The organism is Amycolatopsis echigonensis (assembly GCF_014174495.1).
GTDB classification, from domain to species: domain Bacteria; phylum Actinomycetota; class Actinomycetes; order Mycobacteriales; family Pseudonocardiaceae; genus Amycolatopsis; species Amycolatopsis echigonensis.
Genome location: NZ_JACJHR010000057.1, coordinates 26,555 through 52,426 on the forward strand (window position 1 = coordinate 26,555; position 25,872 = coordinate 52,426).

Below are 25,872 nucleotides of genomic sequence, written 5' to 3' on the forward strand. Positions count from 1 at the left end.
GACGTCACAGAGTCGGCACCAGGCCGCCGTCGCAGCGGATCGCGGTGCCGGTGAGGTAGGAAGCGGGCGCGCCGCACAGGAACGCGGCGGCCGCGCCGAACTCCGCCGGGTCGCCGTAGCGGCCCGCCGGGATGGTCGCGAGCGCGGCTTGACGGACGCTCTCGGCGCTCCGGCCGCTGCGTTCGCCGTTGGCCTGGTCGAGCGCCGCGACACGATCGGTCGCGATCCGGCCGGGCAGCAGCAGGTTGACGGTCACGCCGTCGGCGGCGACTTCGCCCGCGAGGGTCTTCAGGTACCCGGCCAGCGCGGCCCGGCCCAAATTGGACAGGGCGAGATTCGGGATCGGCGCTTCGACGCCGCTCGACCCGATCGCGAGGATCCGGCCCCAGCCGCGCTCGCGCATGCCCGGCAGCAGCGCCGACACGAGGCGCACGTGCGGGCGGACCAGTGATGCCACGGCGAGGTCCGCGTCGGCGACGGTGGTGTCCGCCGCGGTGCCCGGCTTCGGGCCCGGCCCGTTGAGCACCAGGACGTCGACCGAGCCGAATTCGGCGAGGGCCGCGTCGACGAGCTGCTGCGGCCCGTCCTCGGCGGTCAGGTCGACCTCGACCCCGATCGCGCCGGGCAGCTCCGCCGCGATGGCGCGGGCCCGTTCCCCGCGCCGCCCGCTGACCGCGACCCGAGCGCCCTCCGCCGCGAGGGCGCGAGCTACCGCCTCGCCCAGTCCGCCGGTCGAAGCGCAGACCACCGCGGTACGGCCGGTCAGTCCCAGATCCATTACGCAACCTCCGTCATCGTCGAGACCGCGGTGACGTGCCGGTGCAGCTGCTCGCGCAGTGCCTCCGGCAGCGCCGCCGCGGGCGGGCGCACGCCCGCGTCCATGATGAGGCCGCGTCGGCGCAGGCACTCTTTGCGGATCGCCAGTGCCACGGTTGCTTGCTGCTCGAAGTTCACCAGCGGCAGGTACGGCAGGAACGCTTCCCTGGCCGCGGAATACCCGCCGGTCCGCCACGCTTCGACGCACGCGAGCAGGCCCTCGGGAAACGAGAACCCGGTCATCGCGCCTGCCGCGCCCGCGGCGAGCTCATCCAGCAGCCCGAGCCCGCCCAGCCCGCCGAACACCGGGAGGTCGAGACTTTCGGTGAGCGTCGCGATCGCGGTGGTCGTCGGCGGGGCTTCGGCTTTCACCGCGACCACGCCAGGCGTCGCGGACAGCGCCGCGGCGAGCGCGGCCGGCCCGACCCGGACTCCGGAGACGAGCGGATAGTCCTGCACGACGAGCCCGGCCCCGGTCGCTTCGTGCACCGCGGCGAGGTGTCGCGACAGCACCTGCGGATCGCCGGAATTGACCTGCACCATCGCCCCTGCCAGCCGCGGCCCGGCGAGTTCCGCGGCGAGCGCGACGTCCTCGATGACCGGCGCGGTCGAGAGCCCGGTCGCGCCGACGACCACGGGGAGATCGACGCTGTCGAGCACGGTCTCCAGAACCGCGCGCCGTTCGGCCGTGTCGAGCCGCGCCGCTTCGCCGAACACGCCGAGCACGGTGAGGCCGGCGACCCCCAACGCGGCGTAGTGCTCGACGAGCCGCGCCAAGCTCGGTTCGTCGACGTCCAAAGCCGAACCGGTGAACGGGGTCGCGACGACGCCCCACACGCCGGGTGCCAGCATCGCCGTCACCGCCCCGGCCACACGGGCGGACGCTTCTCCTGGAACGCCCGCACACCCTCGACGCTGTCCTCGCTGTCGAGCGCGGACATCAGCGCGGGAAGCCGCGCCGCCCAGGCTTCCCGGGCGCTCAGCTGCGTGGTCCGCTGGACGATCTGCTTGATCGCGCGCAGCGACGTCGGCGCGCACGCCAGTACGTCCGCGACCCACCGGTCCACGACCGAGTCGAGTTCGCCGGCTGCGGCGACTTCGTTGACCAGGCCCATGCCGTGCAGTTCGGCCGCGCCGGCCCGGCGGCCGGTCAGCAGCAGCCCCATCGCCTGAGTGTGCGGGAGCCGGCGCACGAGCTGCGCGACCCCGCCGCCGAGCGGAAGCCGGCCGACGCGGGGCTCGGTCAGTCCGAACTGCGCGTGCTCGGCCGCGATCACGATGTCGCAGCCCAGCACCATTTCCATGCCGCCGCCGAGTGCGTAGCCGTTGACCCGGGCGATCACCGGCACGTCGAGCGTCGTGCGCAGGCACAGGCCGCCGAACCCGGTTTCCGGTTCGTCCGCCCAGAACCGCAGCCCGGTCTTCTCGATCGCGTTCGCCGACATGTCCGCGCCGACGCAGAACGCGCGCTCTCCCGCTCCGGTCAGCACGACCACGCGCACCTCTGGGTCCTTTTCGATCGCGTCCCAGATGTCGCACAACCGCCGCTGCGTTTCCGGTGCGACGGCGTTGAGCACCTGGGGCCGGTCGATCGTCACCCGGGCGACGTGCTTGTCGACCTCGAACCGCACCTCGTCGGTCACCGGAGCACCCCCGCGGCCTTGAGCGCGGCGATGCGCTCGGCATCGTAACCGTGCTCTGCCAGCACTTCCTCGTTGTGCTCGCCCAGCCGCGGCGGCACCCGGCGGACTTGCGCGGGCGTCTCGGACAGCCGGATCGGCGCGGCCAGCGCCCGCACCCGGCCCGCGGTCGGATGCTCCATTTCCAGCACCATCCGGTTCACCGCGGTCTGTTCGTCCTCGAGTGCCTCGGCGAGGCTGCGCACCGGGGCGCACAGGATGTCCTGTTCCTCCAGCCGTTTCACCCAGTATTCGGTGGTCTTCCCGGCGAACCGCTCGCGGAAGATCGTCTGCAGCTCCGGTTTGTGCTCGAACTGCAGCTCCAGCGTCGAGTACTCCGGTCGCGCGGACAGGTCCTCGGGGAGTTCGAGTGCGGTGCTGATGTCGCGCAACGGATTCTCCTTGAACGCGCCGACCATGCACACCGCTCCGTCGGCGGTCGGGAACACACCCGACAGCGGCATCGCGGCCCAGTTCACCTCGCGTCCGCGGTTGAGCTGCATGCAGGCTTCCTGCATCTGCATGTGGAGCATCGAGTCGTACATCGTCACCTCGACCTTCTGCCCCTCGCCGGTGCGCGCCCGGTTCACCAGCGCGAGCAGCACGCCCTGCATCAGGTGCATCCCGGTGGTGTAGTCGCACAACGTGGTCGGGTACACCGACAACGGCACGTCCTCGGACGCGCGCCGCCACATGACACCGGAGTACGCCTGCGCGATCACGTCCTGCCCGCCTTTGTGCCGGTACGGGCCCTCTTCGCCGAACCCGGTGCCGGACGCCCAGATCAGCCGCGGGTTGCGGCGGCGGCATTCGTCGTAACCGAACCCGATCCGCTCCATCACTCCGGAGCGGAAGTTGCTCACCACCACGTCCGCCTCGGCGATCAGGTCGCCGACGATCCGCTTGCCCTCCTCGGTGCGGGTGTCGATCGAGACGCTGCGCTTGTTCCGGTTGATGGACAGGAAGATCGGGTTGTCCGGCCCGTCCGGGTCCGGAATGGACGACCGCGACAGGTCGCCCGCACCGGGACGCTCGATCTTGACGACGTCGGCGCCGTAGTCGCCGAGCAGCTGCGTGCAGCTCGGCCCCAGGTAAACCTGGGTGAAATCGACGACGGTGATCCCGTCGAGCGGCAGCGGGGCGTTCATGCGACCTCCAATTCCACAGTGGCGTTCGGGGCGGGCACATCGCCCGGATCCGCGTCCTGGGCGCGCATCCCGGCCTGGATCAGTGCGGGATCGATCTCGCGCACGGTCTGCCCGCGGTCCGCGGCGATCCCGGCGGCGATGCCCGCGGCCTGGCCCATCGCCATGCACGGCGGGATCTCCCGCGAGATCCGCTGTGCTTCCGGTGTGGCCGAGTAGTGCCGTCCGGCGACGAGCAGCTGGTCGACGTCGCGGGGGAGCAAGGCCCGGTAGGGGGTGTAGTAGTCGCGGCCGCGGGCGACTGAATCGGCGAAGTGCCGCCGCTGCGTGATGTCGTCCTTAGTCACCACGTATTCGCCGCGCAGCAGCCGTGTCTGCCGCACACCGATCTGTTCGGCGACGTCGAGGAGGTAGCAGTGCCCGAACCCGGGCAGCTCGGCGCGGACGTAGTCGATCGCCGCGGAAATCCGTTCCCGGGCGTCGAATTCGGCCTCGGTGAGCGATTCCGGGTCGGCCCCGTCGTACCCGGTCAGGTGCGGGCAGTTGCACCACACGACGCCGGGCACCGGGGTCTTGAGCCACCACAGTTCCCAAGCACCGCCGAGCATTCGCTTCACCTTGCGGTTGATCGCCCGTGCCGCGCGGGGGTTCTCCTGCTCGAACTGCTGCGCCGCTTCGGTGTCCACTCCGCCGAGGCGGAAGACGAGTGTGACCAGATAGCTGTCGTGGGCGTAGGCGGCACCGGCCCGGGACGCGACGTCGATGTCGCCGGTCGTGTCGATCACGATGTCGCCGAGCACCGCCTGCGGGCCGGACTTCGTTTCGCACACGACGCCGCGCATCCGGCCGTCCTCGACCACCGGACGGGAGAACCAGCTGTGCAGCCGCAGATGCACGCCGGACTCGCGGACCAGGTCGTTCGACACGCGCTTCCAGCCGTCCGGATCGAACGCGACGGCATAGCAGATCGGCTTCGGGCTGGCGTGCGAGTGGAAGTCGAACGCGCCCCAGCGTCCCCATCGCCGCCACATCGCCGGCGACGAGATCCGGTCCGGCTCGGGCGGGTACACCGCGAGCCCGATCCGCTGCAACCGGTCGACGTACTCGGCGACGATGCCGCGGACCGACACCTCGCTGCCATTGCACATGTCGTCCAGCACCAGCACCATGCCGCCGGACGCGAGCCCGCCGAGAGCCGCGTAGCGCTCCAGCAGGGTCACCGAGGCTCCGGTGCGGGCCGCCGACACCGCGGCGCTGACGCCGGCCGGTCCGCCGCCGACCACCACCACGTCGCTGCGCCGCACTACGGGTGCGTCGAGATTCGATAGGGACATTGCGAGGTTCATCAGCACTCCTCACTCGCCTGCGTAGATGCCGGTGCGGCGCCGGGCCGCGAGATAAAGGGCCACACTGATCAAGCACAGCGCGGCGGTATAGGCGGGGAACATCCAGGGCGAGCCGTACTTGCCCAGCCACACCAGCAGGTACGACGCTGTCCCGCCGAAGAGCGCGACCCCGATGCCGTACCCGAGTCCGACGCCGGTCGCGCGGCACGGCGCGGGCAGCAGCGACGTGCTGACGACGTTGTAGAGCGTCATGTTCAGCACCAGTACGAGACCGCCGCCGAGCAGCACGGCGCTGAACCCGCCCAGTCCAGGCCCGGCGTACAGCAGCATCAGGAACACCGCGGGGACGGCGAGCAGCCGGGTCACGACGAACGTGCGGGACAGTTTCTTGCGGTCGGCCAACGCTCCGGTGAGGAGCGAGCCGATTACCAGGACCACGCCGAGCAGAGTGGTGATCGCGAATACGGACGTCGCGTTTTCCTTGTAGGTGCTACGGGCGAGCGTCGGCAGGCCGACGTTCCACGCGTAGTTGTACGCCTGCACCGCGCCGACGACGAAGATCATCGCGAGCAGCGCCAGCCAGTGCTTGCCGATCCCGCGCCATACCTCGCGGTTGCTGTTCGCGGGACGGTGCTCGGCGGCGGACGTGTGCAGGCTTTCCGGCAGTTGGCGTCGCATGTAGACGATCACGATGCCCAGCACCGCACCGAAAGCCATCGGCACCCGCCAGCCCCACGACTGCATCGCGGCGCCGCCGATTGCGGCGCTGGTGATGAAACTGATCAGAGAGGCGCCGAGGATGCCGAGGTTCACGAAGAGACTCATGATCCCGGCGGCGCGTCCTTCCCGGCCTTTCGCGGTGAGTTCGACGGCGTAGGCGGTCGCGAGCGGGCCTTCGACGCCGGTGGAGACTCCCTGTACGACACGGCAGATCAGGAGGATTACTCCGGACCACACGCCGAGGCTGGCGTAGCCGGGGACGACGGCGATGACGAGCGTCGCGAGTGCCATCGCGGCGACCGAGCCGAGCATCACCCTGCGGCGGCCGAACCGGTCGGCGACGAGGCCGAGCACGACGCCGCCGAGCGGACGGAACACGAAGCCGACGGCGAACACCGCGAGCGCGCTGAGCGTCGCCGCTACCGGATCGTGGTTGGGGAAGAACTGTGGTCCGACGAATGCCGACAGCAGACCGAAGATCTGCCAGTCGTACCACTCAAGGGTCCCGCCGAGCCCGAGCGCCACGAGCGGGCGGCGGGCGGCGAGGGAACGGGTTTGCCGGTGGGGTTCGGTGGAGGTGGAGGCCATGGTTTCCGCCTTAAGGGAAAGCGGTCTGCACAGAGGATCTGCCAGAAGGCAGGGCAAGGGAAGCCGTCGGACAGAATCGCCGGACGACCGCGCTGCGGGCAGGACGGCCCGTCGCGTGCTCAGTGTGCGGTGGTCACCAGGTAGGCGGGGTGATCACCCAGACGGCGACGCAAGTTTCGTCGCCGGAGTTCACGTACCAGTGCGGGATGGTGGAGGCGTACCGGATCGAATCGCCGGCTTCCAGGTGGTGCCGGACGCCGTCGAGGTACACGTCTTTGGCGCCGGAGAGGATGAGGCCGAATTCCTCGCCGTTGTGCCGGTAAGGGGTTTCGCTGCTGTCGTAGCCGGGCGGGGTTTCCACCCAGGTGGCCTCGAGCGCGCCGTTGAGGTCCGGCGTGAGCAGTTCGTAGACGCCGCCGTCGTTTTCGGCGATGCCGTGCCCGTCGATCCGGCGGCGCTCCTGGCGGCGCACGACCGGGGCGCGGTGCCCGTCCTCCTCGATCAGCTGGGCGATGGAGATGCCCAGCCCGTGTGCGATCTGCACCAGCGTGGAGAAGGACGGATTCGCCTTGCCGCGTTCGACCTGGCTCACGATTCCGGTCGAAACACCTGATAGCTCGCCGAGGCGCTCGACCGTGAGCCCGCGATCCTTGCGCAGGGCGCGGATCTTCCCGCCGATGACGTGCAGCATCGAAGCGCCCGGTACTCCGTTCGCTTCGTCCGCCGCCGTCATGACTGCCCGTCTCCCTTCACAGGATCGCTGGTGGATTTCAGCATAGTGACGGTCTTCAGGAAGTCAATGGCTATCTTCAGGATCCTGAAATTCCGCGCCGGGTCTGCTTGGCTGTCGAGCGGTCCGGGTTGGCGGCGGAGGAGCCGCGTCGAATTCCGCGAGAGTCCGCCTGGTGCCTCCGCAGGCGGACCACTTCCCGGACGCCCAGGTCTCTGTCGCCCGGTATGAGCACCCCGGTGAGATTCCTGTTTGTCAGGACGAGCATCAATTGCCGAGAAGTTCAAGTTTTCCGGTGATGGCCGCCGCCGTGTCTCGGACCGCACTCTCCACTTCGGACAGTCGCGAGCGGGGAGCCCGGCCGCCAGTGCGGCGACGCTGATCGCCGCGCAGACCTTGCCCGAGCTGTCGCGGATCGGGGCGGCGACGCCGAGGATGTGCTCGTCCAGTTCGCCGCGCGAGATCGCCACTCCGCGTTTGCGGATGCCGGCGAGCCGGGCGCGCAGGTCGTCCGGGTCGGTGACGGTGCGAGCGGAGAACCGCTCCAGCGGGGCTTGTCCGAGGACCGAGGCGACTGTGCGGGAATCCGCCCACGCCAGCAGCACCTCGGCGGACGCGCCGGCGTTGATGGGCAGGACATGGCCGCGCTCGTAGGACAGCCTGACCGCCTGGGGCGTTTCGACCAGGTCCAGGCGCACCACCGACCGCCCGGACCTGCGGGTGAGCAGTACCCTCTCGCCCACCGCGGCCGCCAGGTCCCGCATGACGGGCAGCGAAACCTCTGACAGGCCGAGACCGATCCTCGCCGAGCGGGCCAGCTGGAAGATCCGCGGGCCGAGCCGCAGTCCGCTGGCGTTCTCTTCGAGGAACCCGATGCGGACCAGGCTCTGGACGTAGCGGTAGCCGGTGGAGCGTGCGACGCTGAGTTCCGCCGCGATTTCCGTACCGCTCCACACCGGCTTGTCGGGCGATGCAGCAACAGGCTGTCGAGCGCGCGGTCGGCGGTCGAATTGCGCTCGCGATAGGTGCTGGTGCTGCGGCTGCGCGGAGACATGCACCACTCCTGATCGCCTCGTCTCCGGTCGCCCAGAAGATCATCCACATGAGGGCCGGTGCCGGGTGACCTCGACATTCACCGACGAAACCCCCCGCCGTCCCCGTCGAAGAGGGCACCTACTCGATTCCGCCTTCGCGTTTGATCTTTGCCGTGACTCCGCCTTTTTCAGTGAGCGCGCTCCACTTCGGCCTCCAGTCGCAGGTCTGCACCGGCGGCAGCCGCCGCTTCGTCAATGCGATCGAGGTCCGAGACCAGCACGAGGCCTGGCGGTTGATCCGTGACTCACTCCGGGTAGTTCCCGGCCTCGAGGTCGTCGAGCAGGCTGGGGTGGGAGGGCTGCCAGCCGAATTTCTTGCGGGTGAGTTCGCTGGATGCGGGCTGGTCGAGGGCGTAGACGGCACCGGCGGGGCCGAAGTGCTCGGCGGGCACGGAGCGGGTGGGCAGGCCGAGTTGGCCGCCGATGGCTTCGGCGAGGTCGCGCATGGGGTCGCCTTCGTCGGCGACTGCGTGCACGACCGTGCCCGGTTCGGCTTGTTCGAGGACCAGGCGGAACAGCCGGACGGCGTCGAGGTGGTGCACGGCGGGCCAGCGCGCTGTCCGCCGTCGCCCACGTAGGCCGAGACGCCCGTGCTGCGGGCGGCCGCGATGAGCGCGGAGGCGAATCCGTAGCGGTGGCCGCGGGAGTGGACCGACCGGGGCAGCCGCACGACCGCGGACCGGACGTCCTTGTTCGCCAGGTCGAGGGTGTACTGCGCGGTCTGTGCGCGCCTGCCCAAGGGTGAATCGGCCAGGGGGCCGGCGGCGACGGAGGGGTCGTTTTCGGTGGACAGCCGGCCGGGCACGATCGGGGTGCCGGAGGCGATGAGCAGCGCCTTGCCGGTTCTTTCGAGGGCGGTGCCGAATGTCTCGACCGCCTGGGCTTCGTCGGCGACCGATTTGACGAGGTCGGGGGAGTGGTTGAAGGCGACGTGGATGACCGCGTCGGCCTCGGCGGCGCCGACGCGCAGGGCTTCCGCGTCGGTGAGATCGCCGCGGAGCACGCTGGCGCCCGCGTCGGCGATCTTCTTAGCTGCGGCGTCGGAGCGGGCCAGGCCCAGCACTTCGTGTCCGGCGGCGGTGAGTTCGGGGACGAGCAGGGAGCCGATTCCGCCGCTGGCTCCGGTGACGAAGACCTTCATGTCGAACCTCCGTGATGGCAGTGACTGCCATCAGCGTAGCACCGCGATGGCAGTCACTGCTATCGCTTAGACTCCCGGTCATGGGTCGATGGGAGCCGAACTCGCGGGGCAGGCTGGCCAAGGCCGCGGTCGAGTTGTTTGCCGCGCAAGGCTTCGAGCAGACCACGGGTGCGCAGATCGCGGCGCGAGCCGGCATGCACGAGCGGTCGTTCTTCCGGCTGTTTCCCGACAAACGCGAGGTGTTCTTCTACGCGGTGGAGACGGCGCAGCGGGAGGCGATCGAGGCCATCGCCGACGCGCCTGAGGGCGTTGCCCCGATCGACGCGGTCGCGGCGGCGCTGGAACAGCGCTGCGAGATCATCCAGCAGCACCCTGAAGCGGCGTTGACCCGGCACAACCTCGTGTCGGCCAACGCGGAGCTGGCCGAGCGGGACTTGAGCAAGCACGCTGAGCTGGCCGACGGAATGGCTGAGGCGCTGGGCGAACGTGGCACGCCGGAGCCGGTCGCGAAGCTGATCGCGCATACCGCGGTTGTCGTGTTCCGCGTGTCCTTCGACCGCTGGATCGCGGACCCGAAGCGGCAGAACCTGTCGGCGATGTTCCGTGACGGCCTCAGCGAGCTGGCGTCGGTCCTAGGCTCCCGCGGCCGCTCAGCGTAAGGTCCGCGGCTTCTCTGCCGGGACAGGTACTAGGTCGGCGGGACCGGTGCGGCGGACATTTGTCGTCAGGTGCGTGCGGCGAACGGGTTCTCCGCAGGCCGCGGCTCAATCACACGTTCCGGTGGGTCAGTGCGGGTGTTCAGTCTCCGACGATGGTGACTTGTTTTATGTGGGCGGCGATTCCCAAGCCTGGATTTCTTAGCTTTCAACCGGCACAGCCACAATTCTTCAGGGTCATGGCCCGGCGTTCCTTGCCGCGATGTGGACAAGATCGCGGCCGACTTTTCCGTGGATGCGATCTTCATCAGCCCCACGGGGATCAAGCGAGATAAGGCCGGGGTACGACAGGGCTTCGTCGCAGATCCCGCTACCGAACGCCACGTCCCGGTGAATTGCAAGAAGGTCTTGCCGACCAGTGTTCGCCCGCGGGTTCAAGAAAGAGCAAAGAACGCGTGGTACATCGAGTTCGGTTCGCAAGTGGGAGAATAGTCCTATGGAACGCGAAGTGCTGATGGCCTTGCTGCGGTCAGGAAGCGGGGAAGCCTGGAGCCTTGCCGCCGATGCGCTCGCTCACGGGGCAGTGTGGGAAGGGTACGGCAGCAATGTCACCGCCAGCTTGAGTTCGATATTTCGCCGACGACGCAAGGTGGCGGAGAGGGCGGGACAGTATTCGGTGGGATTTGATGCTGCAGTGCATGCACTCAACGCATGGGGTGGGCACCGGTTGAAACTCGGGCAGATTGAGGACAAGTCGCGAAGCGGCATGGTTTTCCAGTTGTTTTTGAACACTGAATCGGATGCGGTAGTCGCCTGCTTCGGAATTGAACCTCCCGCTTATCGAGGGAAGTTTTCTCGGCCAGGAAAAGGGACGTAAGCATGATCGCGGGAAGCGGAAACAACACGCGCGCCGGCTCGACGGACGACCCGCGGAAGCAGCACACTCGGAGTTCTGAGCTTGTCATGAGCCCCGACCGTAGTTCCTGGCCAGCCGGGCGAAGGACTTCTGGGGCAAGTTGCTGAATGTGGTGATTAAGCGTGTTCGCCGTCGATGACGTCGTCGCAGCGGCCTGGAATGCCCGGACTGGCACCGTCGGCCTGCGCGGCACCTCGCCGCCACTGCGGGCGGCAAGGATCTGCTCTGCTGACAGGACCCCGCCCCGAGCAGCCGCTGCCTCGGCGACGCGGGTGGCACCGTTTGCGGTCGTGGCTCCGATAGCTGCCGCGCGGCCGCCTACGGCAGACTCGGAGCGGAAGACTCGTCAATCCTCGGGGTTCCAGCTGAGCAGGCGCACGCGGCTGACCGTCTCGAGGTGCTTCTTCATCGCCGCGGCGGCGGTCGCCGCGTCCTGGGCGCGAACGGCCTCGGCGATTGCGCGGTGCTGAGTCAGGGATCGGGGCGGCCGGTCGGGTTGCTGAAGGGATTCGTGGCGGCTTTCCGCGACGCCCGCGCGGATTTCTTTCATGAACTCCGCGAGGAGTGCACTGTGTGCGGCGGCCGTTATGGCGGCGTGGAAGCGGCGGTCGCCGTCTTCTCCTAGTTCGCCTGCTTCGATCTCGGCGCGCATGGCGTCGAGCGCGGCGTCTATTTCGGTGAGGTCCTCGTCCGTGCGGCGCAAGGCGGCGAGTTCGGCGAGTTTCGTCTCGATCGCTTCGCGCGCGTCGAGGACGTCCGGGAGACGGCGGCGCCGGTCGACGAGCGTGGCCACCGGTTCCGGGTCCAGCGTGTCCGTGCGCAAGTAGACGCCGCCGCCGTGCCGGCTCTCGACCAGGCCCTGGACCTCGAGCACGACGATCGCTTGCTTGATCGAGGCGCGGCTGACCTGCAGCCGTTCGGCCAGGTCACGTTCGGACGGCAGCCGGTCGCCGGCCTTCAGGCCCGCGCCCGCCACGTGCTCGCGCAGCCGGGCCATCACCTGCTCGTACAGCCTCGGCCGGGCTACCGGACGGAGCGAATCGGACACACGACCCCCTTGACAGACGATCGCCAGGCTAGCAGAGTGCCGGTTCACTGACCGAGTGGCTAAGTGGCTGAGCCAATGGAGGCCTGCATGTCGCGACCTGCCCCTGAGCGCCTGCACCGCAGGCGCGCCGTCATCGCCAGCACCGTCGGCACGACCATCGAGTGGTACGACTTCTTCCTCTACGGCACGATCGCCGCACTGGTCTTCCCGAAGCTGTTCTTCCCGGGCAGTTCGGCGGGCACGGGCGTGCTGGAGTCGTTCAGCACGCTGTTCGTCGGGTTCGCCGCCCGCCCGGTCGGCGCGGCGATTTTCGGCCACTTCGGCGACCGGATCGGCCGCAAGGCCACTCTGGTGACGACGCTGCTCATGATGGGTTTCGCCACTGTCCTGATCGGAGTGCTGCCCGGATACACGGCCATTGGCGTGGCCGCCCCGATTCTGCTGACCGTGCTGCGGGTCGTCCAGGGCATCGGCGTCGGCGGCGAATGGGGCGGCTCGGTGCTGATGTCGATGGAGTGGGGGAGCAGGAAGCGTCGCGGGCTGATGGCGAGCCTGCCCCAGCTGGGTGTCCCGCTCGGCCTGCTGCTGTCGACCGCGATGGTCAAGCTCTGCACGTCGATCAGCGACACCGGATTCGAGGCGTGGGGCTGGCGCGTGCCGTTCCTGTTCAGTGTCGTGCTGATCGGCATCGGGCTGTGGGTCCGGCTGAAGGTGGTGGAGAGCCCGGACTTCGCTGCCGTGAAGGTGAACCGCACAGTCGAACGCCGTCCCGTGTGGACGGCCATCCGCAAGCACCCGCGGGAGATCTTGACCTCGGCGTTCGTCCGGCTCTCGGAGCAGGCGCCGTTCTACCTGTTCATCACCTTCGTGCTCACCTATGGCACCAAGGAACTCGCGATGCCGCGCGGGGAACTGCTCAACGACACTCTGATCGCGGCGGCGATCGGCCTGCTCAGCGTGCCGCTGTTCGGGCACCTGTCCGACCGTTTCGGCCGCCGGCTCGTCTACGGGATCGGCATCGTCTGCACCGGCCTGTACGCCTTCCCCTACTTCGCTTTGCTGGACACGCGGTCGTCCGGCCTGGCGCTGCTGGCGATCGTCGTTTCGTTGCTGGTGCACGACGTCCAGTACGGTCCGCAGGCGGCGCTCATCGCCGAGAGCTTCGGCGCCAACGTCCGCTACAGCGGTGCCGGGCTCGGTTACCAGCTCGCGTCGGTGATCGCCGGCGGCCCGGCGCCTCTGATCGCGGCGGCCCTGCTGCAGGGCACCGGCTCCAGTGTCGGCATCAGCTGGTACATCGTCGGTTGCGCCGTGCTTTCCCTGGCTGCGCTGCTCCTGATGCCCCGGCGGGCCCCGGAGGCCGCTCCGGTCTCCGCTGTCGCGGCTCCCGAATCCTCGAAAGCCTGAAGGCCGCCTCGGCCGCCGAGTTCGCAGCTCGGCGGCGCGAGGCTCTTTCTTCATCCCAAGTGGCTCATCCACTCATCCAGTTAGGAGACAGTCGTGACAGCCTGGACGGAGCACCCCGGGGCCCTAGGCGGCCTGCGCGTGCTCGACCTCTCCCGGATCCTGTCCGGCCCGTTCTGCACGATGACGCTGGCCGACCTCGGTGCCGACGTGATCAAAGTGGAAGACGCCCGCGGCGGCGACGACACCCGCGCGTGGGGTCCGCCGTTCCAGGGCGACACCGCCGCGTATTTCCTCAGCGTCAACCGCAACAAGCGCGGCATCGCCATCGACCTGAAGGACCCCGACTGCCGGCAGCTGCTGTGGGAGCTCGCCGCGACCGCTGACGTCGTGGTCGAGAACTTCCGGCCCGGCACCGCCGCCCGCCTCGGCTTCGGTTACGACGACGTCGCCGGGATCAACCCGCGCGTCGTCTACGCCTCGATCTCCGGCTACGGCCAGACCGGCCCGATGTCCGGCGAAGCCGGGTACGACGCGATCGCCCAGGCCCTGTCCGGGGTGATGAGCGTGACCGGCGAAGCCGACGGACCCCCGGTCCGCTTCGGCGTGTCGGGCGCCGACCTGGCCGCCGGGATGTGGGCCACCGTGGGAATCCTGGCCGCGCTGCACGAGCGCGAGCGCACCGGCCGCGGGCAGTGGGTGGACGTTTCCCTGCTGGACGGCCAGATCTCGTGGCTGACCTACGTCGCCTCGGGATACTTCGCGACCGGCGTGACCCCGGGCCGGTACGGGTCGGCGCACCCGACGATCGTGCCCTACCAGGCGTTCCCCACCGCCGACGGCCATCTCATGGTCGCCGCGGGCAACGACGGCCTCTGGCGGCGGTTCGCCTCGGCGGTGGGATTGGGCGACCTCGTCGACGACCCGCGATTCGCCACCAATCCCGACCGGGTCCGCCACCGCGAAGAGCTGATTCAGCTGATCGAGGAAGCGCTCGAGGCACGGTCCGCCCAGGAATGGGCGAAAATCCTGGCAGAGGCAGGGGTTCCGGTCGGCCCGATCAACACCGTCGGAGAAGCGCTGGAACACCCGCAGGTCGTCGCGCGCGGCATGGTCACCGAAGTCGAGCACCCGAGCGCCGGGACCGTTCGCGCGGTCGGCTCGCCGGTCAAGCTCTCGGCCAGCCCGCCCCAGGTGCGCACCCCGCCGCCCGGCCACGGCCAGCACACCGACGACGTCCTCTCCGCGCTCGGCGCCGACCCCGAGCTGCTCGCCGCCCTCCGGTCCCGGGGAGCGCTGCGATGACCGCCGACCTTGCGAACGGCGTTGAGTCCACTGTGGATTCCGGGATCGCGGTGCTGGTCATCGGTTCCGGACAGCGGCGAAACGCGCTGCCCGGCCGGGGCTGGACCGCCATCGAAGAGGCGGTCACCGCGCTCGGCGCCGACCCGGATACGCGGGTGATCGTGGTACACGGGCGGGGCGGCACGTTCTGCTCCGGTTCCGACCTGACCGAATGGGCAGGCGCTACCGCTGAGTTCGTCGAAGACTCCTTCGCCCGCATGGAATCGGCGTTCCGGGCGGTGGAGCGATGCCCGGTCCCGGTCGTCGCGGCGATCACCGGAGCCGCTGCCGGGGCGGGCTGTCAGCTCGCGCTCGCCTGCGACCTTCGGCTGGCCGCGGACACGGCCCGCATCGGCATGCCGATCGCCCGGCACGGCATCCTCGCCAGCCCTGCTTTCGCCGCGCGGCTGAGCACCCTCGCCGGACCCGGCCTTGCCCGCGAACTGCTTTACACCGGCAGGCTCCTGGACGGCCGAGCCGCCGCCGCGGCGGGCCTGGTGAACCGATGCTGCCCGGACACCGCCCTCGACGCCGAGGTCGACCGGCTCGCCTCGGCGATCGCGGGACAACCGCGTCCGGCGGTCCTGGCAGCCAAACGCGCGGTGTCGGCCACACTGGCCCCCGTTCGCGCGGCCACTGGGCACTCACCGGACCCGGCGGTGTCCATGCCGGAATTCCACGCCGCGATGGCGGCGTTCGGTGCCGGGGATCGTCCAGACGAACGGTTTCGATGACGCGCTCGCACCACCGGCATCGCGATCACGATCTTCATAAGCGACGATCCGAGCAGACGCCACCGACAAAACCTTGCCGTCGCGAAGCGCGACTTAACCCGATCGAGGAGTCGTAGACCGTTCCCCGGGCTTCCTTACGGCTTCGTTGGCTCGTTCTCTGTCGGCGTTGGCTCAGCACCTCCGGGCCACTGCGCGGTAGACCAGTCGTCAGACCACCTCGTGGCCACTGGACTTCAGGAGCCGCATGGGTTGCTCGCCAGGTCCCGGCGGGGCTCACCGGCGACCACGGCGAAGGCGCGGGTGTGGCGCTGCGGAGCATGCCTCCAATGTTGACGGTGACCGCCACGGGCTGTCGTGACCCGTTGGCGGTCACCGATCCGCAGTCGAGGTCGAATTCGGGCCGTTCGGCGAATTTCGACTCCGGACTGAGTTCGAGGAATCCGTTGACGGGAGCGGTCTTGTTGCGCCGAAGGTGCGGTAGAAGCGGGAGATCGCCGCGGCGGCGGGGCGCCAGCCGTCGGGGTCGTCGGGCGAGTGGGCGTAGGTGTGGCGCAGGACCATGATCTGGGGCTGGGGGACTTCGGGGTGGTTGGCGACGGCGGTATCGAACTTCTGCTTGAGGTCGGCGACTTCCTCGTCGCCCTTCATCAGCGGCGTGACCATGACGTTGCAGTCTTGTTCGACGGCGAAGTCGACCCCTTCCGGCATGATCGACGAAGCCCACCGCAGTGCGGCGGATACCCGTTTGCTGAAGCGCCGCTTCTACGCGAGCTTTGCCGACCGTGACGCGACGCTGCTCGCGATGTTCGACGAATTCAGCATGCTCCTGATCGATGCCTTCCAATCCGGTGCCCACGGGGGGCATGGTCACCGCGCTGCTCATCGTCGCGGTCCCGCCGCGGTCGAGCCGAGTACCGGGTTCGGCGTGCGGCCGCGGGACGGCCTGGAGTGACTAGGGGAGCAAGGCTCGCACCCTCGCCGGGTCCGGTCCCTCCGGTCCGATGAGGACGACGGCGTCGTCGAATCCCGCCTCGGCGTAACGCTGTAGAACTTCGGCGGACGGCCCGAGATCGTCCGTCGCGGACATCGGGATTGCGCACACGATCGCCCGGCGGCCGCCGGCGGCCCGGTATCGCTGGTGGGCGGCGATGATCTGATCGGGGTCGCGGCGGTAGGCAGAGGCCAGCCATCCGTCGAATTCGCGCGCTGCCCGCTCGACGTTGGCGCCCCAAGAGCCGAGCAGCAGCGGCGGACAGCCGGCCTGTCCGGGCGGGGCGAGGTCGGCCTGATCGTCTCGTCCGAGCTCGAGCAGATGGCGCAGTCGCGGCAGGTTCTCGGAGAAGACCCGGAAGCGCGCCCGGTAGTCCCGGTCGAAGGCGGCGTAGTCGAGGTCGGTCGATCCAGGGCTGACCCCGAGTGCCAAGCGGTCGCCGCATACTGCCCTGAGCGACAGGATCCGGTGTGCGAGGTCGGCGGGATGGTGCAGCGGTACCTGCAGGGTGGCGGTGCCGACCTCGATGTTGTCGACCGCGGTCGCTGCGGTGGCCAGCGCGACGAACGGGTCCGGCGCCAGGAAGCCGCGTCCGATCACCTGCGCGGCCCACAAGCTCTCGAAGCCCTCTCCGGCAAGCCGTTTCGCCCATTCGCCGATGGCGATCGGCGGCCCGGGGCCGAGGCGGGCGAGGGTGGCGCCGAGCCGCATCCGCGCTCCTTTCTCGGGCCGGGTCAGCGGAATCGCTCCGCGGCGAACCGGGCGTACCAGCGCAGCGTGTCCGGGTCGTCGATCGAGGACAGGTTCGCGGCCTTCTCCAATTCCTTGCCCGCCAACAAGTTCTTGACCGGCACTTCGAGCCGCTTGCCACTCAATGTGTGTGGCACGGCGGGCGCCGCGACAATCTCGTCTGGTACGTGCCGCGGCGTCAGCCGAGTTCGCAGGGTGTCGACGATCCGCCGTTCGAGCGCTTCGTCGAGCCGGTGTTCCGGTGCGGGGACGACGAACAAGCCAAGCCAGTATCCGTTGTCCGGCAAGTCGATCCCGACAACCAGGGAGTCGGCGATCTCCGGGATTCCCTCCAGCACGTCGTAGAAATCCCCGCTGCCGAGCCGCACGCCGTCCCGGTTGAGCGTCGCGTCCGACCGGCCGTGGACCGAGACGCTCCCGTCGGCGTGGACGGTCACCCAGTCGCCGTGCCGCCACACGCCGGGCCAGGTGTCGAAATAGGACTCGGCGTACCGGACGCCGTCCGGATCGTTCCACAGCCGCACCGGCATCGACGGCATCGGCTGGGTGATCACGAGGTCGCCGACCTCGTCGACGACCGGTCGACCGGTGTCGTCCCAGGCCGCACAGTCGACGCCGGCGAGGCGGCCGCCGATCCGGCCTGCCCGCACCGGGGCGTATTCGTTGCCGCCGACGAATGAGCCGGAGATGTCGGTGCCGCCGCTGGTCGAGTCGATCCGCAGATCCGGGCTGACGTGGTCGGCCACCCAGCGGTAGCCGTCCGCGGGCAGCGCCGAGCCGCTGACCATCAGGTGCCGCAGCCGGCTCAGGTCGTGCTCCGCTCGGGGAGAGACGCCGGTCGCCGCAGTCGCCGTGACCACCGCGGCGCCCAGCAGCATGACGTTCGCGCCGGTGCGGGCGGCGACCTCCCAGATCGCGCCCGGCGGACGGGTGGGGCTTCCCTCGTAAAGCGTGATCGCCGCGCCCTGGCTCAGCGCGCCGAGCTGCATGTTCCACAACGCCCAGCCGGTCGAGGTGCAGGCGAACATCCGCTCCCCGGCGCGCAGCCCGCAGTACAGCCCCGACCACTTGAGCCCTTCGAGCGTGATTCCGCCGTGGCCGTGCACCAGGCCCTTGGGCGATCCGGTGGTGCCGGAGGTGAACAGGACCCACAGCGGATCGGAGAATTCGACCGGTTCGAACGCCAGCGGTTCGGGCCGCGAGAGCAGCTCGTCCCACGGCGTCGCACCGTCGGGATGCGGCTGGTCGAAGACATAGGGAACGTGCACGAAGCGACGCAGGCCCGGAAGGCTCTCGCGCAGGCGGGCGACGACGTCGCGGCGGTCGATCTCCTTGCCGTTCCAGTGGTATCCGTCGGCTGCGATGAGCACTGCCGGCTCCAGCTGCGCGAGGCGGCCGATGGTGCCGTCGGCGCCGAAATCCGGGGAGCAGCACGCCCACACGCCTCCGACCGCGGCGGTCGCGAGACAGGCGATCACCGCGTGTTCGGTGTTGGGCAGGTAGGCGGCGACCCGGTCGCCCGGCCGGACGCCCGCCCGGCGCAGCCAGCCGGCCGCGGCCGCCACCGCTTGGCGCAGCTCGCCGAAGGAGAACTCGCGTTCGGTCAGGTCGCCTTCTCGGACACAGATCAGCGCGGTGTCTTCGTCGGCGCCTCGGCGGAGCGCGTGGTGTGCCCAGTTCAGCCGTGCCCCGGGAAACCAGCGGGTGTCCGGCATGGGGCCAGCGGTCCGCACTCGCGTCCAGGGCGCGGTGAACTCGACGGCGTAGTAGTCGACGACGGAGGCCCAGAACCGGTCCAGGTCGGCGACTGACCAGGCCCAGAGCGCGTCGTGGTCGGGGAACGGCTGCCCTTCGCGCTCCTCCAGCCAGTTCAGATACGCGCGGAGCGGAGATTTCGCGATGCGGTCCGCCGTGGGGCGCCAGAGCACGTCCATGCCCGGAACATAGCCGGGGCGGGCCGAATTTCGCGGCGCTGTTGTTCGGGATTTGAGAATCGCGTGTGCCCGGGTTGAGACGGCCGCGCCACGATCGGCTCCGACGACGATGTCCCGAGGAGGCCGGACGCATGAAGCTCGCTCTTTACCTGCCCAACTTCCGCGACGAGGTGACGCTGAAGGAGCTCGAGGACCTCACCGCGCTCGCCGAAGACCGCGACTTCGACTCCGTCTGGACCCTTGACCGGATCTGCGTGCCCGAGTCCTCCGACCGCGGGGAGCTGCAGTACCCGTTCGGCATGATGTCCGACCTGCCGAACGCGCTGCCGGTCGTCGCGCGCGGCAAGTGGTTCCAGGGCATGACGCTGATCCCGTGGCTCGCCGCGAAGACTCAGAAGGTCCGGATCGGCATGAGCATCATCGACACGCCGTACCGGTCTCCCGGCGTGCTGGCGGCCGAGCTCGCCACCCAGGACCACCTGTCCGGCGGCCGGCTCAACGTCGGCGTCGGCTCCGGCTGGATGCCCGAGGAGTTCGCCGCGGCCAGCGTCCCGCAGCTGTTTCCGCGCCGGCACGGCCACGTCCGCGAGACGATCGAGATCATGCAGGGCATCTGGTCCAACGAGCTGTTCGAATACCACGGCGAGTTCGCGGACTTCCCGCCGTCCGGCTTCGGCCACAAACCGGTCCAGCAGCCGCCGCCGATCTACTTCTCCGGGCTCAAGGACCCGAAGCGCTCGGCCAAGCGCATCGCGAAGTACGGACTGCAGGGGTGGATCGGCATCCAGGACAGCCCGGAGGACATCAAGCGCTGGAAGGGCGAAATGGAGCGCGAACTGGGCGAGCTCGGCCGCGGCTTCCCGGACGGCTTCGACATGTGCAGCATGATCTGGTTCGTCATCACCGACGAGCCGATGGACCAGACTCCCGCGGGCAAGGCCACCAACCTGCTGGCAGGCAGCGCACAGCAGATCGAAGACATCCTCAAGCGGTACAAGGAAGCCGGAATGACCATGCCGCTGCTGTGGCCGCCGTTCCGGGACGTGCCGACCGCGAAGACCATCGACGACATCAAGCGGCTGACCGAGGAGATCATGCCGAAGGTGAACGCCGCCTAGCCGCCGCGTTCATGTGCCCGGGCGACACCGCCGTCGCCCGGGCAAGACCGCGTGCTTGGCCCGCGCTGTCCTGGTGCGGCACGATGAGGGGTGGCCGCCGCGCGGCGGCCGAGTGTCCGGCGAAGGGGCCCGCGATGACGGTCAGCGCGACGAAGCCGGGGCGGCTGGTGCTGGTCGTCGACGACGATCCGCGGGTGCGCACGGTCGTCGCGTGGCAGCTGGAGGCCGAGGGCTTCCGGGTCGCCGAAGCCGCGGACGGCCGCCGGGCTCTGGAGGCCATCGAACGGGAGCCCCTCGACCTCGTGGTCCTCGACCTCGCGTTGCCCGGGATCGGCGGTCTCGACGTGCTGCGCCGGCTGCGCGGGGGCGAACGGGATTCGGCGCTGCCGGTGATCGTCCTTTCCGGCCGCAGCGGCGAGACCGATCGGATCGTCGGCCTCGATCTCGGCGCGGACGACTACCTCGTGAAGCCCTTCTCGCCCGGCGAGCTGGTCGCACGAGTGCGTTCGGTGCTGCGCCGTTCCGCACCCGCCGAACCGGTCGCCGCGGCCGGGCTGCGGATCGACCACGCCGCCCGCGAAGTCTTCGTCGACGGACGCGAAACCGCCATGACTGCCAAGGAATTCGACCTGCTTGCCTTCCTGGCCGCACACCCGCGGCAGGTGTTCACCCGCGCCCAGCTGCTCGACCGGGTCTGGGCCAGCGCCGCCGAGTGGCAGAGCGAGGCGACCGTCACCGAGCATGTCCACCGCTTGCGCCAGAAGCTCGGCCCGCGTCCGGTCCGGACTGTGCGCGGCGTCGGTTACCGGTTCGAGCCATGACTCGCACGCGCGAGGCGACTTCTGACGCCGAAGCGTTGCTGCGGGCCCAATCAGGCGTCCTGGAACGGATCGCAGGCGGTGCCCGGCTGGCCGACGTGCTGGCCGAGGTCGCCGTCACGCTGGAACGGCTCATGCCCGGCTGCCACTGTTCGATCCTGTTGCTGGACCGGGACTCCGCGACCTTGCGCCACGGCGCGGCCCCGTCCCTGCCGGCGGCGTACTCCTCCCGCATCGACGGGCTGCCGATCGGCAGCGACGCCGGATCGTGCGGTGCCGCCGCGTATCTCGGCGTGCCGGTCGTCGCGGAGGACGTCACGACCGACCCGCGCTGGGTGCGCTATCGAGACCTCGCCAGCGCACACCGGCTCCGGTCCTGCTGGTCGACGCCGATCCGCGGCCGTGCCGGCGTGGTCGGCACCTTCGCCGTCTACCACGAATGCACCCACCAGCCGACCGCCCGCGAACACGGCTTGGTGCACCGCCTGACCCATCTGGCCTCGGTGGCCATCGACCACGACTCGTTGTTCGGCGCCCTCGCCGACAGCGAGGAGCGCTTCCGGCGCGCGTTCGACGACAACGTGATCGGCATGGCGATCACCGAGCCCGACGGTGCGGTGACCCGCACCAACGAGGCATTGCGGGAGTTGCTCGGCCGCACCGAAGACGAACTGGTCGGCATCCGCCTCGATCAGCTGCTGACCCCGACGGGACCGGACGCTTCCTTGTCGCATCCCGACGGCCGCACCCTGGACGTGGTCGTTTCTGTGTCGCCAGTGGTCGGCCCGGACGGCACGCCGGTGCGGCTGATCGCCAACGTCCTGGACGTCACGGAGCGGCGAGCGGCGGAACGGGAACGCCGTCGCCGCCACGAGGCGGAGGTCGCCCAGCGGGCAGCGGAGCACGCCAGCCGCGCCAAGACCGACTTCGTCGCGGCTCTGGGCCACGAGCTGCGCACCCCGTTGCAGGCCGTCACCGGGTTCACCGAGCTGCTTGGTTCGCTCGACCTGCCGCCGGACCGGCGCAAAGCGGCGCTGGAACACATCGCCACCGCGGCCGGCCACATCCTGGCGATGGTCGACGACGTCCTGGACGTCGCCCGGATCGAGGCCCGGTCCCTGCCGCTGCACCCGGCCGACGTCGACGTCACGGACGTGGTCACCAGCGTGCTGCAGCTGATGGAACCGTTGGCGGACGCGGAAAACGTCCAGCTGGCCAGCTCCGGCGAACCGGCCCGGTGCTGCTGCGACGAACGGCGGCTCAAGCAGATCCTGCTGAACCTGGTCTCGAACGCGGTCCGGTACAACCGGCCCGGCGGAACCGTCGAAGTCACCACTCGTACGGACGCTGGCCGGGTGGTAGTGGCCGTCGCGGACAGCGGCCGAGGCATCGCGCCCGAGCACCTGGAACGGCTGTTCACGCCCTTCGATCGGCTGGGTGTCGACAGCGATCAGGGCGTCGGGCTGGGGCTGCCGCTGGCGAAGGGCTTGGCGGAGGCGATGGGCGGAGAGCTGACAGTCCGCAGCAAGGCGGGGGAGGGAACGTCGGTCGAGGTCTCCTTGCCGCGGTGAAGTCGTATGCACGCAGGGGCCTGCCCGGCACGCTCCTGCCAACGTCCGGACGTGTTGCCGCGTAGTTAGCCGTTTTCGCGAAGGAGCCCAAGGTCACTGCGCTGGCACCGACAACGGGTGTTGGTTAGGCGGCTTCGTCGGATGGCGTGGACTGTCGGTGCAACGGTGTTGTGGGCCGGTGGGCGAGGTCGATGTCGAGGGCGAGTTGCTGTGCTGACGGGCGTCTCGGCTGGCGTGCTCGGGTCGGTTCGGTGCCGTGCGTTGGTGTTGTGGCCGAATGCGCTGCGGCGGCGGGCGGGGTTGCGGGTGGTTGCTGCCTGCTTGCTGCCGGTGAGTGCGGGTGTCGGGCGAGGTGGTGGAGTTTGCGGAGGTGCCGTTGGACAAGTCCGGCGCGGCGGGCTTCCTCGAAGAGGGCTCGGGCTGCTCCGTTCCGCGTCCGTCGGCTGGGCTCGCGGTGATGGGTCATGGTTGTCCCGGGGCAAGGGCGGGCAGGGAAAGATCACATGTGTGTCTCGGTCCGGTCAGCAGGTAGGGCTGGCGGGTCGTGAAGAACGTGCTCGTCGGGCTTCCGGCGTCGCGCGCGCCTGGCGTGGTGAATCGCTGACGGGTGCGGTCCCGCGGACCCGGGAGGCGAAATCTCTCGCTGGAGAAACGCTGTGCTGGTGTCTCGCACAGCGTTTCCCCTGGTGGTGCCCCCGGCAGGGCACACAGCAGATGGGAACAGCTCCGACCAGGGCTTTCTTGAAGGGGCGTCTGGTCGTTGAGCACCGCGTATCGCTCGATCGGACTAGCGGGTCAGTCTCGGCTCAGCTTGTCGGTGACGACGAGCCGACGCCAAGGAGCCGCGTGTGATCTGGCGGACTCCGCTGCGTCGAGCCGTGTTCACGCGGTGGACGCCCTGCAGCGCATTGCGCCGTGGGGCGTCTGAGATCGCGTTCCGTTCTAGTTCAGCTCGAACACGTCGTGCTGCGCGACGTGCCCGGCCAGACCTGCCGTTGTGAAGCGGCCCCGCCGGGTGCGTCACCACCACGGCGGGGCCTTGACCCCCACCCTGTAAGGAGGGCGAGGACCCAATGAGCGACGCTACAGAAACTGCACGTTTAGGCGAGGCTGGGCTTTCGCCCAATGTTGGAGTGGCTCAACATGCGACCGATCCGGCAACAGTTGTCCGCACTGTCACTGTGATCATGGGCGTCGTCGTCGCCCTCACCTTCATGTTTGGCTTCGGCAACGTCCTCAATCTGGCGCTCCGGCTTGGCGTGCCCGCCTGGGTTGCACCGCTCGTGGCTCCTGCGGTTGATCTCTCAATCGTTGGGCTGCTGCTCGGCACACGGCACCTGGCGCTCACCGGTGCTTCGCCGGAGGTGTTGCGGCCTGCCCGCCGGCTGCTGATCTTCGCGAGCGTGGTCACGCTCGCGCTGAATGTGGCAGAGCCTCTGGTCGCGGGCGAGTTTGGCAAGGCGGCGTTCGACGCGGTAGGACCGCTCCTGTTGATCGGTTGGTCGGAGGTCGGCCCCGGCCTCTTGCAGGCGATTGGCGCCACGAGTCGTGTGCCGGTCGCACGCGAAGTCGATCGGCCTGAGCCAGTTGTCGATGCGGATTCGGGTGATGGTGCGCCGGAGACGGGGCTCGAACTCGACGAGGACGTCCTGCCGAAGGGTGAGGAGCGAGCAGTCGTTGGGCGCACGCCGGAGGCTCTCTTGGCTCAGGCCCGGCGAGAAGACGCGGCTCACCGTGCGGCTCACCAGAAGCCGATCTCCGCTGACACGTTGCGCGTCCGTCTCGGGGTAGGGGCCACTCGGGCCCGTCAGCTCGTCAAGATCGTCCGGTCAGAGTTCGAGGAGCAGGTCGCCGTCGAGCGAGCCACGGGTGATGTGGTGAACGAAATGGAGGAGGCAACCACCATGGCTGCATGAACCGATCGTGTAGTGGCTCGGAACAGCCGTACCCGTGTGCCGGGCAAGCGGCGGACCGCGGCAGACCTGTCGCGGGTGGTGTCAGGAGCCGGAGATGGTGATACGTCGCGGCTTGGCCGCATCACTCTTGGGCACCCGCACGGTCGGCCAGGCTGGCGTCGATCTTGTCGACCTCCCCACGTCCCGCGGCAGCGACACGCGGTAGTCGCGGAATCCGTCGCTCGATCCACGGATCAGAACCGGTTACGCGGGTGACGGATATCACGCAAACGTTGGGCTCAGCATGATCACGTTGTGGAACACGCCTCGGCACGTGTTCGTCGTACAGAGGACGGGACTGTGCGGCGCCCTTTTCACCGTGCCGTACCGCGGGTGGCTTTCGATGCCCTCGTGGTGCTGCGGCAACCCATTCGGCGGCCCGATAGGACCACAGAGCCGCACGGTCCTTCACCGGATCTTCCGTGGACGGTCGGGGAAAGGATGGTGGAGAAGATGACCGTCTCGGACACCACGAATGAGCTGGTGCCGTTGCGAACCGATTTCGATCGAGTGTGGCATGGGTACGACCGCGACCAGGTGCAGTTCTACGTGAACGCGGTGGAAGCCGATATGCGGCTGCTCGCGACGGATCGAGATGCCGCCGCGGCGCGGGCGGAGGACCTGGCCCGGCAGTTGGAGGCAGCCCGGTCCCAGATTCGCGCGCTGAACGAGCGGGTGGATCGGATTAGCCGGTCGCCGATCGAGGCCGACGCGCTGACCGAGCGGCTGCGGCGCATGGTCGAACTCGCGCACGCGGAGGCTGACGAGATCACCGCACGGGCCCGCGCTGCTGCCGAGCAGAGTTGGGATACCGCGCGGCAGGCCGCGGAGCGGTTGCGGTGCCACCATGAACGGCTGGTTGCCGAGGTCGATGCGCGGCGGGCGCAGATGGAGGCCGAGCATCGCGAGCTGATGAGCCGCGCCCACCAGCAGGTCGAGGCCATGACCCGGCACGCCGAACAACGGCGCCGCGACCTCGACGAGCAGGCCGCGCAACTGCGGAACCAGGTCGAGGCGGACTTCCAGATCGCGATGCGAGCGCGCCGTGAGGAAGCGCGACGTGAACTCGCGGATCAGCGCGCCGCGGCGCACCGCGAGGCACAACGACTGATCGACGAGGCCACCGCGCACGCGGCCCAGATCGTGGCCGACGCCCAGCGCCGCGTCGACGACCTGGAAAACCGGCGCACCCAGCTGGCTGCCGCGCTGCGCACCACCCAGCAACTGCTCGCCGACGCGGAGCCGCTGCTGGCCCCGTTACCGGAGGAAACCGATCCCTCAAGCGACGAGCAGGCCGACCGGACACCTGATGTGTCCGCTCGCCGTGGAAGTGTTGCCGCCTGAGCGCCACGCGTGCCGCTCCTAGCCTGTCCC

The 25,872-nt window shown here is 69.4% G+C and carries 25 protein-coding genes and 1 pseudogene; 12 read left to right on the plus strand and 14 right to left on the minus strand.

The features are described 5' to 3' along the window. Positions 1-4: 4 nt before the first annotated feature. The 10 genes and pseudogenes from H5411_RS31385 to H5411_RS49400 form a co-directional block, all read right to left on the minus strand. A complete protein-coding gene (locus tag H5411_RS31385; RefSeq protein WP_101434068.1) occupies positions 5-778 on the minus strand; it encodes an SDR family oxidoreductase in 774 nt (257 codons plus the stop codon). Further along, positions 778-1,668, minus strand: a complete 891-nt coding sequence (locus H5411_RS31390) for a dihydrodipicolinate synthase family protein (protein WP_220817753.1) — start codon at positions 1,666-1,668, stop codon at positions 778-780. The genes H5411_RS31385 and H5411_RS31390 overlap by 1 nt, the downstream gene beginning before the upstream one ends. 5 nt (positions 1,669-1,673) lie before the next feature. Continuing rightward, positions 1,674-2,459: an enoyl-CoA hydratase-related protein gene (locus H5411_RS31395; protein WP_101434070.1), complete on the minus strand. Its 786-nt coding sequence runs from the start codon at positions 2,457-2,459 to the stop codon at positions 1,674-1,676. Further along, positions 2,456-3,643: a CaiB/BaiF CoA transferase family protein gene (locus H5411_RS31400; protein ID WP_101434071.1), complete on the minus strand. Its 1,188-nt coding sequence runs from the start codon at positions 3,641-3,643 to the stop codon at positions 2,456-2,458. Before H5411_RS31400 ends, H5411_RS31395 begins: the two co-directional genes overlap by 4 nt. Further along, positions 3,640-4,986, minus strand: a complete 1,347-nt coding sequence (locus H5411_RS31405; protein WP_101434072.1) for an FAD-dependent oxidoreductase — start codon at positions 4,984-4,986, stop codon at positions 3,640-3,642. The genes H5411_RS31400 and H5411_RS31405 overlap by 4 nt, the downstream gene beginning before the upstream one ends. A 9-nt stretch (positions 4,987-4,995) precedes the next feature. Continuing rightward, positions 4,996-6,294 carry an MFS transporter gene (locus H5411_RS31410; protein ID WP_101434073.1) on the minus strand — a complete coding sequence of 433 codons (1,299 nt, stop codon included), beginning with the start codon at positions 6,292-6,294 and terminating at the stop codon, positions 4,996-4,998. Between the two features lie 133 nt (positions 6,295-6,427). Then, the gene (locus H5411_RS31415; protein WP_101434074.1) at positions 6,428-7,027 is read right to left on the minus strand and encodes a helix-turn-helix domain-containing protein; all 600 of its coding nucleotides are present in this window, start codon (positions 7,025-7,027) and stop codon (positions 6,428-6,430) included. After that, positions 7,024-7,980 (minus strand): IclR family transcriptional regulator, encoded by a 957-nt coding sequence (locus H5411_RS47900; protein WP_312878658.1) that lies wholly within the window; start codon positions 7,978-7,980, stop codon positions 7,024-7,026. The genes H5411_RS31415 and H5411_RS47900 overlap by 4 nt, the downstream gene beginning before the upstream one ends. A gap of 383 nt (positions 7,981-8,363) precedes the next feature. Next, entirely contained in the window at positions 8,364-8,660 is a 297-nt protein-coding gene (locus H5411_RS49060; protein WP_312878659.1) for a Rossmann-fold NAD(P)-binding domain-containing protein, read from the minus strand. Positions 8,661-8,740: 80 nt separating this feature from the next. Then, positions 8,741-9,259: pseudogene (locus H5411_RS49400) on the minus strand (NAD-dependent epimerase/dehydratase family protein); the annotation flags it as partial. A gap of 80 nt (positions 9,260-9,339) precedes the next feature. Here H5411_RS49400 and H5411_RS31430 point away from each other — a divergent pair. The 3 genes from H5411_RS31430 to H5411_RS31440 all read left to right on the plus strand — a co-directional run bounded on the left by H5411_RS31430 (position 9,340) and on the right by H5411_RS31440 (position 10,792). Further along, complete coding sequence (locus H5411_RS31430; protein WP_158242439.1) at positions 9,340-9,918, plus strand: TetR/AcrR family transcriptional regulator; 579 nt, start codon at positions 9,340-9,342, stop codon at positions 9,916-9,918. A 261-nt stretch (positions 9,919-10,179) separates the two neighbouring features. Next, a complete protein-coding gene (locus tag H5411_RS31435) occupies positions 10,180-10,407 on the plus strand; it encodes a hypothetical protein (protein WP_183125904.1) in 228 nt (75 codons plus the stop codon). 4 nt (positions 10,408-10,411) lie between these two features. Further along, positions 10,412-10,792: a hypothetical protein gene (locus H5411_RS31440; RefSeq protein ID WP_143271342.1), complete on the plus strand. Its 381-nt coding sequence runs from the start codon at positions 10,412-10,414 to the stop codon at positions 10,790-10,792. 385 nt (positions 10,793-11,177) lie between these two features. Here the strand turns inward: H5411_RS31440 and H5411_RS31445 are convergent, their stop codons facing one another. Further along, positions 11,178-11,879 carry a FadR/GntR family transcriptional regulator gene (locus tag H5411_RS31445; protein WP_183125905.1) on the minus strand — a complete coding sequence of 234 codons (702 nt, stop codon included), beginning with the start codon at positions 11,877-11,879 and terminating at the stop codon, positions 11,178-11,180. 87 nt (positions 11,880-11,966) lie between these two features. Between H5411_RS31445 and H5411_RS31450 the strand changes: the two genes are divergently transcribed. The 3 genes from H5411_RS31450 (at position 11,967) to H5411_RS31460 (ending at position 15,361) form a co-directional block, all read left to right on the plus strand. Next, complete coding sequence (locus H5411_RS31450) at positions 11,967-13,286, plus strand: MFS transporter (protein WP_183125906.1); 1,320 nt, start codon at positions 11,967-11,969, stop codon at positions 13,284-13,286. A 93-nt stretch (positions 13,287-13,379) separates the two neighbouring features. Further along, positions 13,380-14,588 (plus strand): CaiB/BaiF CoA transferase family protein, encoded by a 1,209-nt coding sequence (locus tag H5411_RS31455; RefSeq protein WP_183125907.1) that lies wholly within the window; start codon positions 13,380-13,382, stop codon positions 14,586-14,588. After that, positions 14,585-15,361 carry an enoyl-CoA hydratase/isomerase family protein gene (locus H5411_RS31460; RefSeq protein ID WP_183125908.1) on the plus strand — a complete coding sequence of 259 codons (777 nt, stop codon included), beginning with the start codon at positions 14,585-14,587 and terminating at the stop codon, positions 15,359-15,361. Before H5411_RS31455 ends, H5411_RS31460 begins: the two co-directional genes overlap by 4 nt. Positions 15,362-15,730: 369 nt before the next feature. On the opposite strand, the gene H5411_RS31465 is transcribed toward H5411_RS31460, so the two are convergent. After that, a complete protein-coding gene (locus H5411_RS31465) occupies positions 15,731-16,024 on the minus strand; it encodes a hypothetical protein (RefSeq protein WP_208637244.1) in 294 nt (97 codons plus the stop codon). On the opposite strand from H5411_RS31465, the gene H5411_RS31470 reads away from it, so the two are divergent. Further along, the gene (locus H5411_RS31470) at positions 16,017-16,313 is read left to right on the plus strand and encodes a hypothetical protein (protein ID WP_167441801.1); all 297 of its coding nucleotides are present in this window, start codon (positions 16,017-16,019) and stop codon (positions 16,311-16,313) included. The two genes, H5411_RS31465 and H5411_RS31470, sit on opposite strands and share 8 nt — an antisense overlap. On the opposite strand, the gene H5411_RS31475 is transcribed toward H5411_RS31470, so the two are convergent. Beyond that, a complete protein-coding gene (locus tag H5411_RS31475) occupies positions 16,314-17,063 on the minus strand; it encodes an LLM class flavin-dependent oxidoreductase (RefSeq protein WP_101434082.1) in 750 nt (249 codons plus the stop codon). A gap of 23 nt (positions 17,064-17,086) precedes the next feature. Further along, entirely contained in the window at positions 17,087-19,036 is a 1,950-nt protein-coding gene (locus H5411_RS31480; RefSeq protein WP_101434083.1) for an acetoacetate--CoA ligase, read from the minus strand. Between the two features lie 131 nt (positions 19,037-19,167). Between H5411_RS31480 and H5411_RS31485 the strand changes: the two genes are divergently transcribed. The 5 genes from H5411_RS31485 (at position 19,168) to H5411_RS31505 (ending at position 25,842) form a co-directional block, all read left to right on the plus strand. Further along, on the plus strand, positions 19,168-20,154 hold the full coding sequence (locus tag H5411_RS31485) for an LLM class flavin-dependent oxidoreductase (RefSeq protein WP_101434084.1): 987 nt from the start codon (positions 19,168-19,170) through the stop codon (positions 20,152-20,154). A 134-nt stretch (positions 20,155-20,288) separates the two neighbouring features. Beyond that, entirely contained in the window at positions 20,289-20,975 is a 687-nt protein-coding gene (locus H5411_RS31490; protein WP_101434085.1) for a response regulator, read from the plus strand. Then, positions 20,972-22,543 (plus strand): sensor histidine kinase, encoded by a 1,572-nt coding sequence (locus H5411_RS31495; RefSeq protein WP_183125909.1) that lies wholly within the window; start codon positions 20,972-20,974, stop codon positions 22,541-22,543. The genes H5411_RS31490 and H5411_RS31495 overlap by 4 nt, the downstream gene beginning before the upstream one ends. Positions 22,544-23,730: 1,187 nt before the next feature. Continuing rightward, the gene (locus H5411_RS31500) at positions 23,731-24,459 is read left to right on the plus strand and encodes an MATE family efflux transporter (RefSeq protein WP_220817761.1); all 729 of its coding nucleotides are present in this window, start codon (positions 23,731-23,733) and stop codon (positions 24,457-24,459) included. A 492-nt stretch (positions 24,460-24,951) separates the two neighbouring features. Continuing rightward, the gene (locus tag H5411_RS31505; RefSeq protein ID WP_246369485.1) at positions 24,952-25,842 is read left to right on the plus strand and encodes a DivIVA domain-containing protein; all 891 of its coding nucleotides are present in this window, start codon (positions 24,952-24,954) and stop codon (positions 25,840-25,842) included. The last annotated feature ends 30 nt before the right edge of the window (positions 25,843-25,872 follow it).